At 75.7% G+C, this 15344-nt stretch carries 11 protein-coding genes; 6 read left to right on the top strand and 5 right to left on the bottom strand.

Features of this window, described 5'->3' with window-relative positions:
* Positions 1-4: 4 nt before the first annotated feature.
* Together MCM47_RS19715 and MCM47_RS19710 are read right to left on the bottom strand one after the other, a co-directional pair.
* Complete coding sequence (locus MCM47_RS19715; RefSeq protein WP_238862949.1) at positions 5-229, bottom strand: hypothetical protein; 225 nt, start codon at positions 227-229, stop codon at positions 5-7.
* The gene (locus MCM47_RS19710) at positions 226-1674 is read right to left on the bottom strand and encodes a PspC domain-containing protein (RefSeq protein WP_238862948.1); all 1449 of its coding nucleotides are present in this window, start codon (positions 1672-1674) and stop codon (positions 226-228) included. Before MCM47_RS19710 ends, MCM47_RS19715 begins: the two co-directional genes overlap by 4 nt.
* A 205-nt stretch (positions 1675-1879) precedes the next feature.
* On the opposite strand from MCM47_RS19710, the gene MCM47_RS19705 reads away from it, so the two are divergent.
* The 3 genes from MCM47_RS19705 to pcrA all read left to right on the top strand — a co-directional run bounded on the left by MCM47_RS19705 (position 1880) and on the right by pcrA (position 6749).
* Positions 1880-3277, top strand: a complete 1398-nt coding sequence (locus tag MCM47_RS19705; protein WP_238863046.1) for an ATP-binding protein — start codon at positions 1880-1882, stop codon at positions 3275-3277.
* Positions 3270-3947: a response regulator transcription factor gene (locus MCM47_RS19700; RefSeq protein WP_238862947.1), complete on the top strand. Its 678-nt coding sequence runs from the start codon at positions 3270-3272 to the stop codon at positions 3945-3947. Before MCM47_RS19705 ends, MCM47_RS19700 begins: the two co-directional genes overlap by 8 nt.
* A 174-nt stretch (positions 3948-4121) precedes the next feature.
* Complete coding sequence (pcrA, locus tag MCM47_RS19695) at positions 4122-6749, top strand: DNA helicase PcrA (protein WP_238862946.1); 2628 nt, start codon at positions 4122-4124, stop codon at positions 6747-6749.
* Between the two features lie 99 nt (positions 6750-6848).
* On the opposite strand, the gene MCM47_RS19690 is transcribed toward pcrA, so the two are convergent.
* The gene (locus MCM47_RS19690; protein ID WP_238862945.1) at positions 6849-7676 is read right to left on the bottom strand and encodes a M23 family metallopeptidase; all 828 of its coding nucleotides are present in this window, start codon (positions 7674-7676) and stop codon (positions 6849-6851) included.
* A 337-nt stretch (positions 7677-8013) separates the two neighbouring features.
* Between MCM47_RS19690 and MCM47_RS19685 the strand changes: the two genes are divergently transcribed.
* The gene (locus MCM47_RS19685) at positions 8014-8421 is read left to right on the top strand and encodes a cobalamin B12-binding domain-containing protein (protein WP_148644434.1); all 408 of its coding nucleotides are present in this window, start codon (positions 8014-8016) and stop codon (positions 8419-8421) included.
* A gap of 86 nt (positions 8422-8507) precedes the next feature.
* Here MCM47_RS19685 and MCM47_RS19680 read toward each other — a convergent pair whose 3' ends face one another.
* On the bottom strand, positions 8508-10184 hold the full coding sequence (locus tag MCM47_RS19680; RefSeq protein ID WP_238862944.1) for a DUF5691 domain-containing protein: 1677 nt from the start codon (positions 10182-10184) through the stop codon (positions 8508-8510).
* A gap of 76 nt (positions 10185-10260) precedes the next feature.
* Positions 10261-11568, bottom strand: coding sequence for an SWIM zinc finger family protein (locus tag MCM47_RS19675; RefSeq protein ID WP_238862943.1), 1308 nt, complete (start codon positions 11566-11568; stop codon positions 10261-10263).
* Between the two features lie 250 nt (positions 11569-11818).
* On the opposite strand from MCM47_RS19675, the gene MCM47_RS19670 reads away from it, so the two are divergent.
* Both MCM47_RS19670 and MCM47_RS19665 read left to right on the top strand, forming a co-directional pair.
* Complete coding sequence (locus MCM47_RS19670) at positions 11819-12901, top strand: AAA family ATPase (RefSeq protein ID WP_238862942.1); 1083 nt, start codon at positions 11819-11821, stop codon at positions 12899-12901.
* A 45-nt stretch (positions 12902-12946) separates the two neighbouring features.
* Positions 12947-15301, top strand: a complete 2355-nt coding sequence (locus tag MCM47_RS19665; RefSeq protein ID WP_238862941.1) for a DUF5682 family protein — start codon at positions 12947-12949, stop codon at positions 15299-15301.
* Positions 15302-15344: the final 43 nt, after the last annotated feature.

Below are 15344 nucleotides of genomic sequence, written 5' to 3'. Positions count from 1 at the left end.
TCGCTCAGAACGTGTCGTCCTGCTCCGGCTCGTCCGGGCGGCCGCGCCGGGCCATCGCCGCGACCGCGCCGACCAGCCCCCCGACGCCCAGCACGATGAAGGTCACCGGGAGGACGATCCGGCCGTTCACCGACTGGTGGTTGAGCGCGGCCACCAGGTACAGCACCGCGATCACGGTGAACAGCCCGCCCGCGATCAGCGAGAAGAGATCGAGCTGGTGCTTCCTCACGACTGGACCACCTTGATGTCGCCGAGCCCGACCGTCAGTTTCAGGTCGAGCGTGCCCTTGGATGTCTGACCGTTCAACGGGTGGTACTGGTACTCGCGCGTGACGTTCTCCCGGCTGACCGGCTCCCCCGGGGCCTTGACGTCGCCGAGCAGCACCCGGGCCGTCAGGTTCACCGTCACGTCCCGGGGCAGGGTCACGGTCAGCTGTCCCGCGCCGAGCTCCACGGTGGTCGCCAGGGTGGCGCCCGCCGGGTCCAGCCCGCCGAGGTCGAGCCGCATCTCGCCGGCGCCGAGACTGTAACGCTCCTCCAGCTCGGTGGCCGTGGTGACCGTCCAGGTGCGCTCGCCGGCCGCGTTCTGCATCGACGTCGGCGAGTGGCCGACGAAGGTGAGCGCCAGCGTCAGCAGCAGCCCGGGCACGACCAGCTTGCGGGCCCGGCCGAACTTCGCGCCGACCAGCAGCGTCAACCCGATCACCAGCAGCGCCGTCGCCAGCCCCGCGGCGCTCACCACCGTGACGCTGTGCCCCCGGGAGGAGGCCGACCAGACCGCGGTGGCCGCCCCGGCCGCCAGCAGCAGCCCGATGACGGAGAGCGGCGAGTGCTCGTGCCGGCGCCGGTGCACCACGACCGGCGGCCGGGGCGGGGCGGCCGGGCCGCTCTTGCGCAGCGGGTCCCCCTGCGGCAGGTCGGTGCGCTGCCACCAGGGCTGGGCCGCGCCCCCGGGCGGGGGCGCGGCCGCCTCGCCGTACGGGTTGCGCTCGGGGTGGCGCGGGTCCCAGAGGTAACCGGTCGGGCCGGCGTGCGGGGTGTCGACCGGCACCGTCCCGGCGGCCCGCTCCCGGGCGTGCCGCTCGCGGATCGCCTCGTCCTCGGCCGGGCGCGTCCAGGGGGTGCCCGGGACCGTCGCCTCCGCCTCCGCCTCGGGGAGGAGCCGGTCGTACGGGCCGTGCCGGTGCTCCCGTCCGCGCCGGCGCCCGCGCACCCGGCCGCGGCGGCGCTCCGGGTCGTAGCGGACGGCCAGGAAGACCAGCGCGGCGAGCAGCAGCAGCGGGAAGAACTGGTCGCCGTCGCCCATCGAGGAGAAGAAGACGCCGGTGCCGATCACGGTCAGCAGCACCGCGCCGACCGACTGGCCGTCCACCCGGCCGGTGAGCACCCGCTGGAGCTCGGTGCGGCCCGCCCGGCTGCCGCCCTTGCCGTCCGGGACCGGCTCGGTCGGCACGACCAGCCAGGCCAGCCCGTACAGGAAGAGGCCGAGGCCGCCGGAGAGGCAGAGCACCACCGTCACGACGCGGAAGACCACCGGGTCGATGTCCAGGTGCCGGCCGAGGCCGCCGCAGACGCCGGCGACCACGCGGTGGTGCTCGGTCCGGTTCAGCGGGCGGCGGTCCGGCGCCGGCGGGGCGCTCGGCCCGGCCTCCTGGATGCGGTGGTCCTCGGTCATGCCCACCATCCTGGTGGCTCCCGGACGCCGGCCCAACCGTTCGCGGCCCTGTCCGTACCCTGACTTGTCCCTGAGAGGGGGTAGGGACCGACCCTGATGCGCCTGCACCCGGCCGCGTGGAACGATCGGTGGCGTGGCAGCCCCCGGTACCGACCCCCGTCCGCTCGTCCCCGACGCCCCGCCGTCGCCGGGCGGCGATCCGACCGTGCCCGGCGAGGGCCGGCCGCCCTACCGGCGCCTCTACCGCAGCCCGCAGGGCCGCATGCTCGGCGGGGTCGCGCACGGTCTGGCGGTGCACCTGGGGCTCCCGGTCGCCTGGGTCCGGGTCGCCTTCGTCCTGCTCTTCTTCGCGCAGGGGATCGGTGCCCTGCTGTACGCGGCGTTCTGGTTCGTGGTGCCGATCGGCATCGGCGAGCCCGCGCAGCGCGGCGGCGCGCACTGGGTGTACGTCAACGGGGCCTTCGTCCCGGCCGGCTCCTGGCAGGCCTCCGGCGCGCCCGGCGCGGAGCTGAGCAAGGGCCGGCGCGGCCGGATCGGCCGGCTGCGGGAGCTGCTGCAGCACGCCCTGCAGGGCGAGCCCGCCACCGTGCCGGGCGCCGAGCCCGCGCAGGTCCGGGCGGCCGCGCCGCGCCAGGGCGGCCTCGGGCAGCTCGCCGCGCTGGTCATGGTGGTGATCGGCCTGATCGCCCTGCTGAGCGCTCTCGGCGTGCAGACCGCCCGGCCGTACACCTGGCCGCTGCTGGCCATCGGCGTCGGTGTCGCGCTGGTCTGGCGGCAGGCCGACGACTCGCGCTGGCAGCGCTGGTTCGGTCTGGAGGAGGGCGAGAAGCGCCGCGGCGCCTACACCCGGGTCGGCGCCGGCGTGCTGCTGGTGGTGGTCGGCACCATCGCCTTCCTCGCCCTGCAGGGCAGTGGCTCCACCATCGGCTCGGTGATCGAGGCCGCGCTCGCGGTGCTGGCCGGCGTGCTGGTGCTGGTCGGCCCGTACGCGCTGCGGATGTGGCAGGACCTCGGCGCCGAGCGCACCGCCCGCATCCGCGCCCAGGAGCGGGCCGAGATCGCCGCGCACGTCCACGACTCGGTGCTGCACACACTGACCCTGATCCAGCGTCGGGCCGAGGACCCGAAGGAAGTGCTGCGGCTCGCCCGGGCCCAGGAGCGCGAGCTGCGGCTCTGGCTGTACCGGCCGGAGGCCGCCGCCGAGGCCGCGCCGGACACCATGGCGGAGAGCCTGCGCGCGGTGGTCGCCGAGGTCGAGGACCGCCACGGCGTCCCGGTCGAGCTGGTCATCGTCGGCGACTGCCCGATGGACGAGCGGATCGCGGCCCAGATGCAGGCCGCGAGGGAGGCGACGGTCAACGCGGCCAAGTACGGTGGCGGGGGACCGGTCCAGGTCTACGCCGAGGTCGAGGGGAGGACCGTGATGGTGTTCGTCCGCGACCACGGACCCGGCTTCGACCCCGACTCGGTGCCCGAGGACCGGATGGGAGTACGGGAGTCGATCCTCGGCCGGATGAAGCGCAACGGCGGCACCGCACGGGTGCGGCCCGCGCCGGACGGCGGGACCGAGGTCGAGCTGGAGATGGAGAGAGCGAATGACTGAGGCAGCGCCGGACAGGACCGCGCGGGTCGTGCTGGTCGACGACCACCGGATGTTCCGGACGGGGGTCCGGGCCGAGATCGGGCGCACCGAGGCGACCGGCATCGACGTGGTCGGCGAGGCCGACGACGTCGAGTCCGCGGTCCGGGTGGTCGCCGAGACCCGGCCGGACGTGGTGCTGCTCGACGTCCACCTGCCCGGTGGCGGCGGCGTCGAGGTGCTGCGCCGCTCGGCCGGGCTGATGGGGGAGCCGGGCGGGGTCAAGTTCCTCGCGCTCTCCGTCTCCGACGCGGCGGAGGACGTGATCGGCGTGATCCGCGGCGGCGCCCGGGGCTACGTCACCAAGACCATCACCGGCACCGACCTGGTGGACGCGATCTTCCGGATCGCCGACGGCGACGCGGTGTTCTCGCCCCGGCTGGCCGGCTTCGTGCTCGACGCCTTCGCGGCCACCGACACCCCGCCGGTGGACGAGGACCTCGACCGGCTGACCCAGCGCGAGCGCGAGGTGCTGCGGCTGATCGCCCGCGGCTACGCGTACAAGGAGATCGCCAAGCAGCTGTTCATCTCGGTGAAGACGGTGGAGAGCCACGTCTCGGCGGTGCTGCGCAAGCTCCAGCTGAGCAACCGGCACGAGCTGACCCGCTGGGCCACCGCCCGCCGCCTGGTCTGAGCCGGTCCACGGGCCCGGCGGGGCCTGCCGGCCGGTCCGTCGGGTCCAGCCGGCCCGGTCCGTCGGGTTCAGCCGGCCCGGTCCGTCGGGTCCCGCCCGGTCCGCCGTGCCCGCCCGCCCGGTCCGTCGGGGCCGGGCGGGCTTGTCGGTGCGGGGCCATAGACTCGATGTGCCATGAGTAGCCTCTTTGACGACCTCCCGCTCCCCGGCTTCGAGGCCCCCGCCGCCGGGTCGAAGCAGCAGCCCGCGCCCATCGACGAGGAGCCGCCGCCGTACGAGGACGACCTCCCGTACGAGGCGTACGAGGAGTCGATCCCGGAGGGCCTCTTCCACACCGACCACGCCGCCGAGGCCGAGCGGGACGCCTGGTACCGCAACGGCGCCGCCCGGACGGTGGTGGACCCGGCGCAGCTGCTGGAGGGCATGAACGACCCGCAGCGCGAGGCGGTGCTGCACGCGGGCTCGCCGCTGCTCATCGTGGCCGGCGCCGGCTCCGGCAAGACGCGCGTCCTGACCCACCGGATCGCCTACCTGCTGGGCGCGCGCGGGGTGCAGCCGGGCGAGATCCTGGCCATCACCTTCACCAACAAGGCCGCCGGCGAGATGCGCGAGCGCGTCGAGCAGCTGGTCGGCCCGCGCGCCCGGGCGATGTGGGTCTCCACCTTCCACAGCGCCTGCGTGCGGATCCTGCGCCGCGAGTCCAAGCTGCTCGGCTTCACCTCGTCGTTCTCGATCTACGACTCGGCGGACTCGCAGCGGCTGATGTCGCTGGTCTGCCGGGACCTCGACCTGGACCCGAAGCAGTTCCCGCCGAAGTCCTTCACCGCGAAGATCAGCAACCTGAAGAACGAGCTGATCGACGAGGAGACCTACGCCGACCAGGCCGCCAACCCGATGGAGAAGAAGCTCGCCGAGGCGTACTTCCTCTACCAGCGGCGGCTGCGCGAGGCCAACGCGCTCGACTTCGACGACATCATCATGACGACGGTGAACCTGCTGCAGGCCTTCCCCGACGTCGCCGAGCACTACCGCCGCCGGTTCCGCCACATCCTGGTCGACGAGTACCAGGACACCAACCACGCCCAGTACACGCTGGTCCGCGAGCTGAGCGGCGGCGCGGTCGCGGACGCCCCGAAGCGCACCGCCGACGGCGACTACGTGAACCCGGCGGCCGGCCGGCTGGCCGAGGTGCCGCCCGCCGAGCTCTGCGTGGTCGGTGACGCGGACCAGTCGATCTACGCCTTCCGAGGCGCGACGATCCGCAACATCCTCCAGTTCGAGGAGGACTACCCCGACGCGACGACCATCCTGCTGGAGCAGAACTACCGCTCCACGCAGACCATCCTGAGCGCCGCCAACGCCGTCATCGAGCGCAACGCCAACCGGCGGGAGAAGAAGCTCTGGACGGCCGGCGAGCACGGCGAGAAGGTCGTCGGCTACGTCGCGGACGACGAGCACGGCGAGGCCCAGTTCATCGCCGACGAGATCGACCGGCTCACCGACAAGGACGAGGCCAGGCCCGGCGACGTCGCGATCTTCTACCGGACCAACGCCCAGTCCCGCGTGTTCGAGGAGGTGTTCATCCGGGTCGGCCTGCCGTACAAGGTGGTCGGCGGGGTGCGCTTCTACGAGCGCAAGGAGGTCCGGGACGTCCTGGCGTACCTGCGGGTGCTCTCCAACCCGGAGGACACCGTGCCGCTGCGCCGGATCCTCAACGTGCCCAAGCGCGGCATCGGCGAGCGGGCCGAGGCGATGATCGACGCCCTCGCCTCGCGGGAGCGGATCTCCTTCGCCCAGGCGCTGCTGCGGGTCGACGAGGCGTACGGCATGGCCGCGCGCTCGGCCAACGCGGTGAAGAAGTTCAACCAGCTGATGGCCGGGCTGCGGCAGGTCGTCGAGTCGGGCGCCGGGCCGGCCGCGGTGCTGGAGGCGGTGCTGGAGGAGACCGGCTACCTCGCCGAGCTGCAGTCCTCGACCGACCCGCAGGACGAGACCCGGGTGGAGAACCTCCAGGAGCTCGCCTCGGTCGCCCTGGAGTACGAGCAGGACCCGGGCGAGCGGCCCGACGCCGGCGAGGAGGGCACGCCGCCGGTCGGTTCGCTGGCCGACTTCCTGGAGCGGGTCGCGCTGGTCGCCGACTCCGACCAGATCCCGGACGAGGACCAGGAGGGGCAGGGCGTCATCACGATGATGACCCTGCACACCGCCAAGGGCCTGGAGTTCCCGGTGGTCTTCCTGACCGGCATGGAGGACGGGATCTTCCCGCACATGCGGGCGCTCAACCAGGTCAAGGAGCTGGAGGAGGAGCGCCGGCTCGCGTACGTCGGGCTCACCCGGGCGCGGGAGCGGCTCTACCTGACCCGCTCGGTGCTGCGCAGCGCCTGGGGCCAGCCCGCGTACAACCCGGCGTCGCGGTTCCTGGAGGAGATCCCGGACTCGCTGGTGGAGTGGAAGCGGACCGGGGCGGCTACGTCGCCGGCCTCGCGGGGCTACACCTCGGGGTCGTCCTGGGGCGGCCGGGGGGCCGGTTCGGGCGGCGGTTCCGCGCGCGGCGCGGCGCGCGGTTCGGCGGCGGCCTCGCCGAAGGCGGGCTGGGGCCAGTCGGCGCGGCGCTCGGGTGCGGCGGTCGAGCGCGAGGTCGTGGCGCTGGCGGTCGGGGACCGCGTCACCCACGACACCTTCGGCCTGGGCACGGTGGTGGCCACCACCGGCGTCGGTGACAAGGCGCAGGCCACGGTGGACTTCGGGACGGAGGGCCGCAAGCAGTTGCTGCTGCGGTACGCGCCGGTCGAGAAGCTCTGAGGCCCGTCCCGCCGGTCGGTCCGCGGCCCCGCCCGGCCCGGCCCGACCGGCGGGGCGGGCTCCGGGCGCGGCCCGCGCCGGCGGATCAGCGCCGGAGGATCAGCGCGGGTCGACGCCCTGGGCGAGGAACCAGGGCAGCGGGTCGACCGGGCCGGTGCCGCTCGCCGGGCGGATCTCGAAGTGCAGGTGCGGACCGGTGCTGTTCCCGCTGCTGCCGACGAAGGCGATGACGTCCCCGGCCTTCACCGTCCCCTTGCGGATCTTGTACGAGCGCAGGTGGCAGTACCAGGCCTCGGTGCCGTCGGCCATCTTCAGTATCGTCATGTAGCCGTACGAGGGGTTCCACTGCGTGCGGATCGTGCCGTCGGTGACGGCCATGACGGGTGTGCCGCCGTCCACCGGGAAGTCGATGCCGGTGTGCAGCTTCGCCCAGTGCGTGCCGGCGGCGCCGAACGTCTCGCCCAGCCCGTGCTGGGCCACCGGGAGCGAGACGGCCGGGCGCTGTCGCTGCGGCGCCTCGGCGGCCACGGCCTGGGTCGGGTCGGCGCTCCCGGGGTCGGCCGCGCCGGCGGGCTGGGCCCCGGCGAGCGGCTCGCGGGCGTCGGCGCGGGAGGCCTGTGGGGCGCCGTTCCCGGCGAGGGCCTGCTGGGCGGCGTTCCGGGCCGGTGCGTCGTCGGCGGCGGTGGCGGCGGTGGCCTGTTCGGGCACCGTGCCGGCCGCCTGGGTGCGCCGCTGGTCGGCCTCCCCCTGGACGGTGACCGCGGCCGCGGCGGCCACTCCGAGCGCGGCCACCGAGGGCAGCGCGACGCGCAGCAGAGCCGTACGGGTGGCGGCCTTGGCGGCGTCGCGGCGCTGGGCGCGCGACTGCTCGCGGGCGGCCATCCGCATCTCCGCCCGGGTCGGGCGGGCGGCTGCATCGGGAGCCATCGGGGGCTGCCTCCTCGGTGGGCCTCGGGCACGTCATCGGGCGAGGGAAAACTGCCGAGACTGTAGCCGCAACGCCGACATGCGGACAAAAGTCCGGATGTCAAGAGGTGGGTCGGCGGGTCGCGGGCGGGCCGGGCGCGCATTCCGCGGGGTGAACCGGCAGGTGGTGGGCGGTCGCGGGCCGGCCCGCTGTGATTTTCCCCTCCAATTGAGGGGCGGCGCGGCCAGGGTGGCCGGGTGGCGCTAACCTCCCCTCAGGTTGGTTATTGCTGGTTAACCGCGCCCGTGGCCCACGAGGCCCGGTGGGGTGGTGGACGACGAGGTCCAGGAGGCAGTGATGGGTGTGTCAGGCCCGATCCGTGTGGTGGTCGCCAAGCCCGGGCTCGACGGTCACGACCGCGGCGCCAAGGTGATCGCGCGCGCCCTGCGCGACGCCGGTATGGAGGTCATCTACACAGGCCTGCACCAGACGCCCGAGCAGATCGTCGACACCGCGATCCAGGAGGACGCGGACGGCATCGGCCTCTCCGTCCTCTCCGGCGCACACATGACGCTCTGCGCGCGCGTCCTGGAGCTGCTGAAGGAGCGCGAGGCGGAGGACATCAAGGTCTTCTGCGGCGGCATCATCCCGGACGAGGACATCGTCGAGCTCAAGGCGATGGGCGTCGCGGACATCTTCACGCCCGGGACACCGACCCGCGACGTGGTGGCGTGGGTGGAGGCGAACCTGCGCGCGGCGGGCTGAGCCGACCGTCCCACAGTGCTCGCCGGGCCGGTGCGGGGTGTGCGCCCCGCACCGGCCCGGGCATTCTCCGGCGGCGGGCCGAACGATCAGGCGGCGAGCTCGGCGAGCATGGCCTCGCGGAAGCGCAGGGTGCCGGCCAGCCGGGCGAAGGTCTCGGCCCAGGCCGTGGCCGGCGTGCTCTGCGCCGCCAGCTCCTCGACGGCGGCGGCCGTCTCGGGGGCGAGCGCGCGCTCGGTCATCCCCAGCACCCCGCTGTGGCTCCACGGGTAGGCACCGGAGGCGGCCGCCCGGGCGAGGGCCGCGACCACCGCGGTGGAGAGCGGCGGTGTCCACGGTGTCGCGCAGGCGCCGAGCAGTTGGAAGGCCTCACCGAGGCCGTGCACCTCGATGAAGGCGGCCGTCCAGGCGGCCCGCTCCTCGGCCGGCAGCACCGCGAGCAGCTTGGCCGGGGCGCCGCTCGGCCGGGGGGCGCGGGCCCGCCGCTGTTGCGGGGCCGGCGCCGGCGCCGGGCCGAGCAGCGCCCGGGCCCAGCCGGCGTCCTGCTGGCGGACGGCGGCCCGAGCCCACGCCTCGCGCAGGTCGTCGGACCAGCTGCCGTCGGTCTCGTCCAGGCTGTCGCCGACCCGCAGGGCGAGCAGTTGATCGGGCGTCAGCCCGGTGGCCTCGGACCAGGCGGACAGTGGGGCGGCGGCGATCACCTCGCCGAACCACCATGCCCGTTCGCCGCGCCCGGTGGGCGACTTGGGCGCTATGCCGTCGCGCTGCATGGCCGCGTCGCACTCGGCGGGCGGGGTGACCAGCAGGTGGGTGCCGCGGTCGGAGAGGCGGACGGCGGCACGGGCCCGCTCGGCCATCCGCCGGGCGAGGGCGGAGCCGGGCAGGGTGGAGAGCAGTTCGGCGGCGGTGGCGCGGACGTTCTTGCTGCGGTCGCCGAGGGCGGCCTCCAGGAAGGGCTCGTCGGCGGCGGAGAGGCCCTCCTGCAGGGCGTCCAGGAAGAGCAGCCGGTCCTCGGCCCGCTCGGTCGGCCAAGTGCTCTGCAGCAGGGCGAGGCCGGCGGCCGGGTCGGTGCGGCGCAGCGCGGTCAGGTGGGTGACCCGCTCGGCGAAGAGGCCCTCGTGCCAGAGGTGGTGGTCACCGTCGGCGGGGCGGGGCGCAGGGGTGCCCGGCGCGGAGGCCCCGCCGGTGGTCGGGACCTCGCCGGTGGTCGGGACGTCGCCGGTGGTCGGGACCTCACCGGGGGTCGGGATGTCGCCGGTGGTGCGCAGGACGAAGCGCCAGTCGGGATTCCGGGCGGCCAGCCAGCGGCCGAGCGGACCGGCCAGGACGACCGCGTCGGGGCGCAGTTCGCTCCGGGCGCGGGCGGCGTCCAGCAGGCTCGGGACGAGCGCGGCGGGCGGGCGGAACCCCCGGGCACGGGCCGTGCCGAGCCACTGGGGGAGCAGCTCGGCGACGTTGGCGAGGACGGCGCTGCTGCCGCCGGGCCTGGTGCCGAGCAGCAGCGAGAGCCGGCGCGCGGCGGGCGCCGGCAGCTCGGGCCGCCCGTCCGCCGGGGCGGGCGGGTCGATCGGCACGGTGGCGGCGCGGGGGAGGCCACCGGCGCGGCGGCGGACGGTCTCCAGGGCGGCCAGTTCGAGCAGGGCCGTGGCGGGGTCGCCGCGGTCGACCGCCCCGGTGGCGGGAACGGCCGGGTCTGCGGCGGGGAGCGGGCGGCGGTCGGTGCCGAGCAGGGCGGTGGTGTGGAGGGACTCCCAGGGGTCGGGCATACGGGCTCCTGAGCGGTGAGGTGGGCCGGCGGGCGGCTGGGGCGACCGCCGTCGGGCGGGGCTGCGCGCCCGGAGGTCAGGGGGTGGTGAGGCCGATCGGGCGCCGCTCGGGACCCCAGGCGGTGACCGGGGAGAAGCCCCGGTGGCCGTACTCGCCGAAGACGGTGAGGGGGCGCCCGGTGGAGACGGCCGCGAGGCGCCAGAGGGCGGACTCGGGGACGCCGGCGCGGTGGACCGGCAGGGTGTGGTGGCCGTCGGTGAGGTGCCAGCCCTCGGGGCTGAGCACGGGGACCACATCGGCCAGGACGGTGGGCCAGGTGTCGAGCCAGGGGTCGTCGGCGACGGCGGTGCCGTAGCCGGCGACGGCCTCGGCGACGGTGAGGCCGGGCGGCTCGACGGCCGGGCCGGGTCCGGGCGCGCCGTAGCGGGTGCCGAGCGCGGCGCGCAGCGGGCGGGCCCCGGGGTGGAAGGCCAGCTCGGCCTCCAGCAGGTGCCCGGTGGGGAGGGCGAGGTCGGGTGCCTGGCCGGGTCGGCCGAAGGCGAGCAGGAGGGCGGGCCGGCCGGTCTTGGCGCCGCGGAGCCAGACCCGGCGGGTGGTGAGCCGGTCGTCCGAGGTGTCGCGGCTGCCCAGCACGTGCCAGCGGTCGCGGACGGTCGGGCCGGCCAGGAGTTCGGAGGCGTCGGTGGTGTAGCCGACCCGGGCGCGGACGGTGGCCGCGAGCGGGTCGGGCAGCTCGTCGACGCGGGTGGCGGCGGTGGCGAGCAGGTGGAGCATGGCGTACTCCTCCAGGAGGCGGTGCTGGGGTGCGGTGTCGAGCTCGCGGACCCGGGTGGCCAGCCCCGGGGCCTGCGCGTCGACCATGCGGGCGGCGACCTCCTCCCACGGGCCGGCGGTGGACTGGTCGGCCAGGCCGTGGCGGATCCGGTCGGCCAGGCGGAGCCGGAGCTCGGCCGCGCCGGCGGCGACCCTGGCCGAGCGTCGCTCGGCGCGGCGGCGGGCGGCGGCCGGGTCACCCGGGGCCTCGGCCCGGGCGGCCCGCTGCTCGGCACGGTCGCGGCGCTGGGCGAGCCACTCGGACGCCCAGTCGGCGGGCTCGGCGGCCGGGACGGCCTCGGGGCTGCCGCTCCAGAGCAGCAGCAGGCCGAGTGCGTGCTTGCACGGGAACTTCCGGCTCGGGCACGTGCAGCTGTAGGCGGGCGTGGCGAGTTCGACGACCGTGCGGTACGGCGTCCGGCCGCTGCCCTTGCACTCCCCCCACAGGGCGCTGCCGTCGGTGCCCGCGGCCGACCAGGGTGCGGGCGAGGAGAGCTTGCCCGCGGCCTTCTGCGACGCGGCGTCGGGCGCGAGGGACAGGACGTGTTCGGTGCTCCAGCGTTCCTCCATGCCGACGACGGTAGGCGGGGGGACTGACAGTCCGGGCCGTCGAACTGAGGTCCGGTCAGGATTGTCAGTGGCCCGGTGCAGGGTGGTTCCTGCAGGCCGGGACGCCGGCCCCGGGAGTGTCCGACGATCCGCTCCGGACCGGCGTGCCCCGACGTCGCACGCCCGGAGGGAGTCGTCCGAGACGCCCGAGCCTCCCCGATCACCCGCCGCCTGCCACAGGTGTGTCCGGCGGCCGACCCGAAGGAGCCCCATGACCGACGTTCTGCGGCAGCACGCCGAGGACGCCTTCGCGGCCGAACTGGCCGCGCTGGCCGCCCAGGACGACCGTCCGCGCCCCGAGCGCTGGAGGCTGTCGCCCTGGGCCGTCGCCCGGTACCTGCTGGGCGGCGAGCTGGCCGACGGCACCGTGATCACGCCCAAGTACGTCGGGCCGCGGCGGGTCGTCGAGGTCGCCGTGACGACGCTGGCGACCGACCGCGCACTGCTGCTGCTCGGCGTGCCCGGGACGGCGAAGACCTGGGTGTCGGAGCACCTGGCCGCGGCGATCAGCGGCGACTCCACCCTGCTGGTGCAGGGCACCGCCGGCACCCCGGAGGAGGCCGTCCGCTACGGGTGGAACTACGCCCAGCTGCTCACCAACGGGCCCAGCCGGGACGCCCTGGTGCCGTCGCCGCTGATGCGGGCGATGGCCGACGGCAAGATCGCCCGGGTCGAGGAGCTGACCCGCATCCCGGCCGACGTGCAGGACAGCCTGATCACGATCCTGTCCGAGAAGACGCTCCCGGTACCGGAGTTGGGCTCCGAGACCCAGGCGGTCCGCGGCTTCAACCTGATCGCCACCGCCAACGACCGCGACCGCGGGGTGAACGAGCTCTCCAGCGCGCTGCGCCGCCGCTTCAACACCGTGGTGCTGCCGCTGCCCGCCTCGCTGGAGGAGGAGGTGGACATCGTCACCCGCCGGGTCGAGCAGCTCGGCCGCTCGCTGCAGCTGCCCGAACTGCCCGGCGGCGCCGAGGAGATCAGGCGCGTGGTCACCGTCTTCCGGGAGCTGCGGGCGGGGATCACCGCGGACGGCCGGACGAAGGTGAAGACGCCGAGCGGCACGCTGTCGACGGCCGAGGCGATCTCGGTGGTGACCAACGGGCTCGCGCTGGCCGCCCACTTCGGCGACGGCGTGCTGCGGGCCGGCGACGTCGCGGCCGGCGTGATCGGCGCGGTCGTCCGTGACCCGGTCGCCGACCAGGTGGTGTGGCGCGAGTACGTCGAGGGCGTGGTGCGCGAGCGGGACGGCTGGAAGGACTTCTACCGCGCCGCCCGGGAGAACGCCCGCTGACGTGGTGACGGTCCGAGGTTCGAGTTCGTGGAGGGAGGAGGGCGCGTGAGCGCTGAGGTGACGCTGTTGGGCGTACGGCACCACGGTCCCGGTTCGGCCCGCGCGGTGGCCGCCGCACTGGAGGCGCTGAAGCCGGACGCGGTGCTGATCGAGGGCCCGCCGGAGGCCGATCCGATCGTCGGACTGGCGGCCGGGAAGGACATGGTGCCGCCGGTGGCGCTGCTCGCCCACGCCGTGGACGACCCGGCCCGGGCCGCGTTCTGGCCGTACGCCGAGTTCTCCCCGGAGTGGGTGGCGATCCGGTACGGCCTGGATGCCGAGGTCCCGGTGCGGTTCATCGACCTGCCGGCGGCGTACGGCCTCGCCCCGGACCCGGCGGGGGACGCCGGCGCGGAGGGCGGCGCGGTGGACGGCGCGGCCGGGGACGGCGCCGTCGAGGACCGGCCGGGGGACCCGATCGCCCTGCTCGCCGAGGCGGCCGGCCACGACGACCCGGAGCGCTGGTGGGAGGACGTGATCGAGCACCGCGCCCCCGGCGCCGATCCGCTCGCCCCGTTCGCCGCCGTGGCCGAGGCGATGACGGCGCTGCGCGAGGCGGGGGTGGCCGGCAGCGCGGCCCGCCGGGACGACCTGCGGGAGGCGTACATGCGGCAGCAGATCCGCGCCGCCAAGCGGGCCGGGCACCGGCGGATCGCGGTGGTCTGCGGTGCGTTCCACGTGCCCGCGCTGGCCGTACTGCCGACCGTCGCCCACGACCGGGCGCTGCTGGCCGGCCTGCCGAAGAAGGTGCGGACCGACATCACCTGGGTGCCCTGGACGCACCGCCGGCTCTCCCAGCTCAGCGGCTACGGCGCGGGGATCGTCTCACCGGGCTGGTACCACCACCTGTTCGCCGAGCCGGGGGACCCGCTGCCGAAGTGGCTGACCAGGGCCGCCGAGCTGCTCCGCGCCGAGGACCACCCGGTCTCCTCCGCGCACGTCATCGAGGCGGTCCGGCTGGCCCGGACGCTGGCGGTGATGCGTGGCCGCCCGCTGGCCGGTCTGACCGAGACGCTGGACGCCGTCCGGTCGGTGATGTGCGACGGCTCCGACGTCGCGCTGGAGCTGGTCCGCGACCGCCTGGTGATCGGCGACGCGCTCGGGGAGGTCCCGGACGGCGCACCCGCGGTGCCGCTCCAGCGGGACCTCGCCCGGCTGCAGCGCTCGCTGCGGCTGAAGCCGGAGGCCGAACCGCGCGAGCTCGACCTGGACCTGCGCAAGGAGAACGACGCGGCGCGCTCCCGGCTGTTGCACCGGCTGCGGCTGCTCGGCGTCGACTGGGGCGTGCCGGCGCGGTCCGCGGTGAACTCCACCGGCACCTTCCGGGAGAGCTGGCGGCTCTGCTGGCAGCCCGAGTTCGCGGTCCGGATCGCCGAGGCCGCGCAGTGGGGCACCACGGTCGAGGACGCCGCCGCCGGCAAGGCCGTCGGTACTGCGCGGGCCGCGGTGGAGCTGGCCGAGCTGACCGCGCTGGTGGAGACCTGCCTGCTGGCCGGCCTGTCCGGCGCGCTGCCCGCGGTGATGCGGGTGCTGGCCGACTGCGCCGCACTGGACACCGACGTCGCCCGCCTCGCGGGCGCGCTGCCCGCGCTGGTCCGCGCCCTGCGCTACGGAGACGTCCGCGGTACCGACGAGGGCGCGCTCGGCGAGGTCGCGGCCGGCCTCGCCGACCGGATCTGCGTCGGCCTGCCGCCGGCCTGCACCGGCCTGGACGCCGACGGCGCGGCGGCGATGCGCGGCCACCTCGACGAGGTGCACGGCGCGATCGGCCTGCTGGACGCGGACGGCGCGAACGGCCTGGCCGACCGCTGGGCCGGCGCGCTGGGCTCGCTCGCCCGGCGGGAGCCGACCGGCGGCCCGGCCGACGGCGTCCCCGGCCTGCTGCGCGGCCGCGCCGTCCGGCTGCTGCTGGACGACGGCCGGCTGGACTCCGCCGAGGCCGGCCGCCGGATGGGCCTGGTGCTCTCGGCCGCCAGCGCCCCGGCGGACGCGGCCGGCTGGGTGGAGGGCTTCCTCACCGGCGGCGGCGCGCTGCTGCTGCACGACCCCCGGCTGCTGGGCCTGCTGGACGCCTGGCTGACGGCCGTCCCGGCGGAGGTCTTCACCGACGTGCTGCCACTGCTGCGCCGCACCTTCGCCGGGCTGGAGGCGGGCGTGCGGAACACCGTCGGAAGCCGGGTCGCCGCCGGCCCGCTCGGCGGCGAGCCGGCCGGGGCCGTCGAGCCCGGCCCGGCACTCGACCGGACCCGCGCCGACGCGGCCGTGGCCGTGGTCGCGCTGCTGCTCGGCCTGCCCGCCGCCCCGCCCCGCCCCGGCGGTCCGGTCCGGATCCCGCGGCAGGCCACCGGCCGCGACACCTGACGCCGTACCCGCGGGTCCAGGGAGACCGGGCGATCCGAAGACC

Source organism: Kitasatospora sp. A2-31 (assembly GCF_022288725.1).
Lineage (GTDB): Bacteria > Actinomycetota > Actinomycetes > Streptomycetales > Streptomycetaceae > Kitasatospora.
The sequence above is the reverse complement of the archived record's forward strand: the minus strand, read 5'-3'. Positions and strand labels throughout refer to the sequence as shown.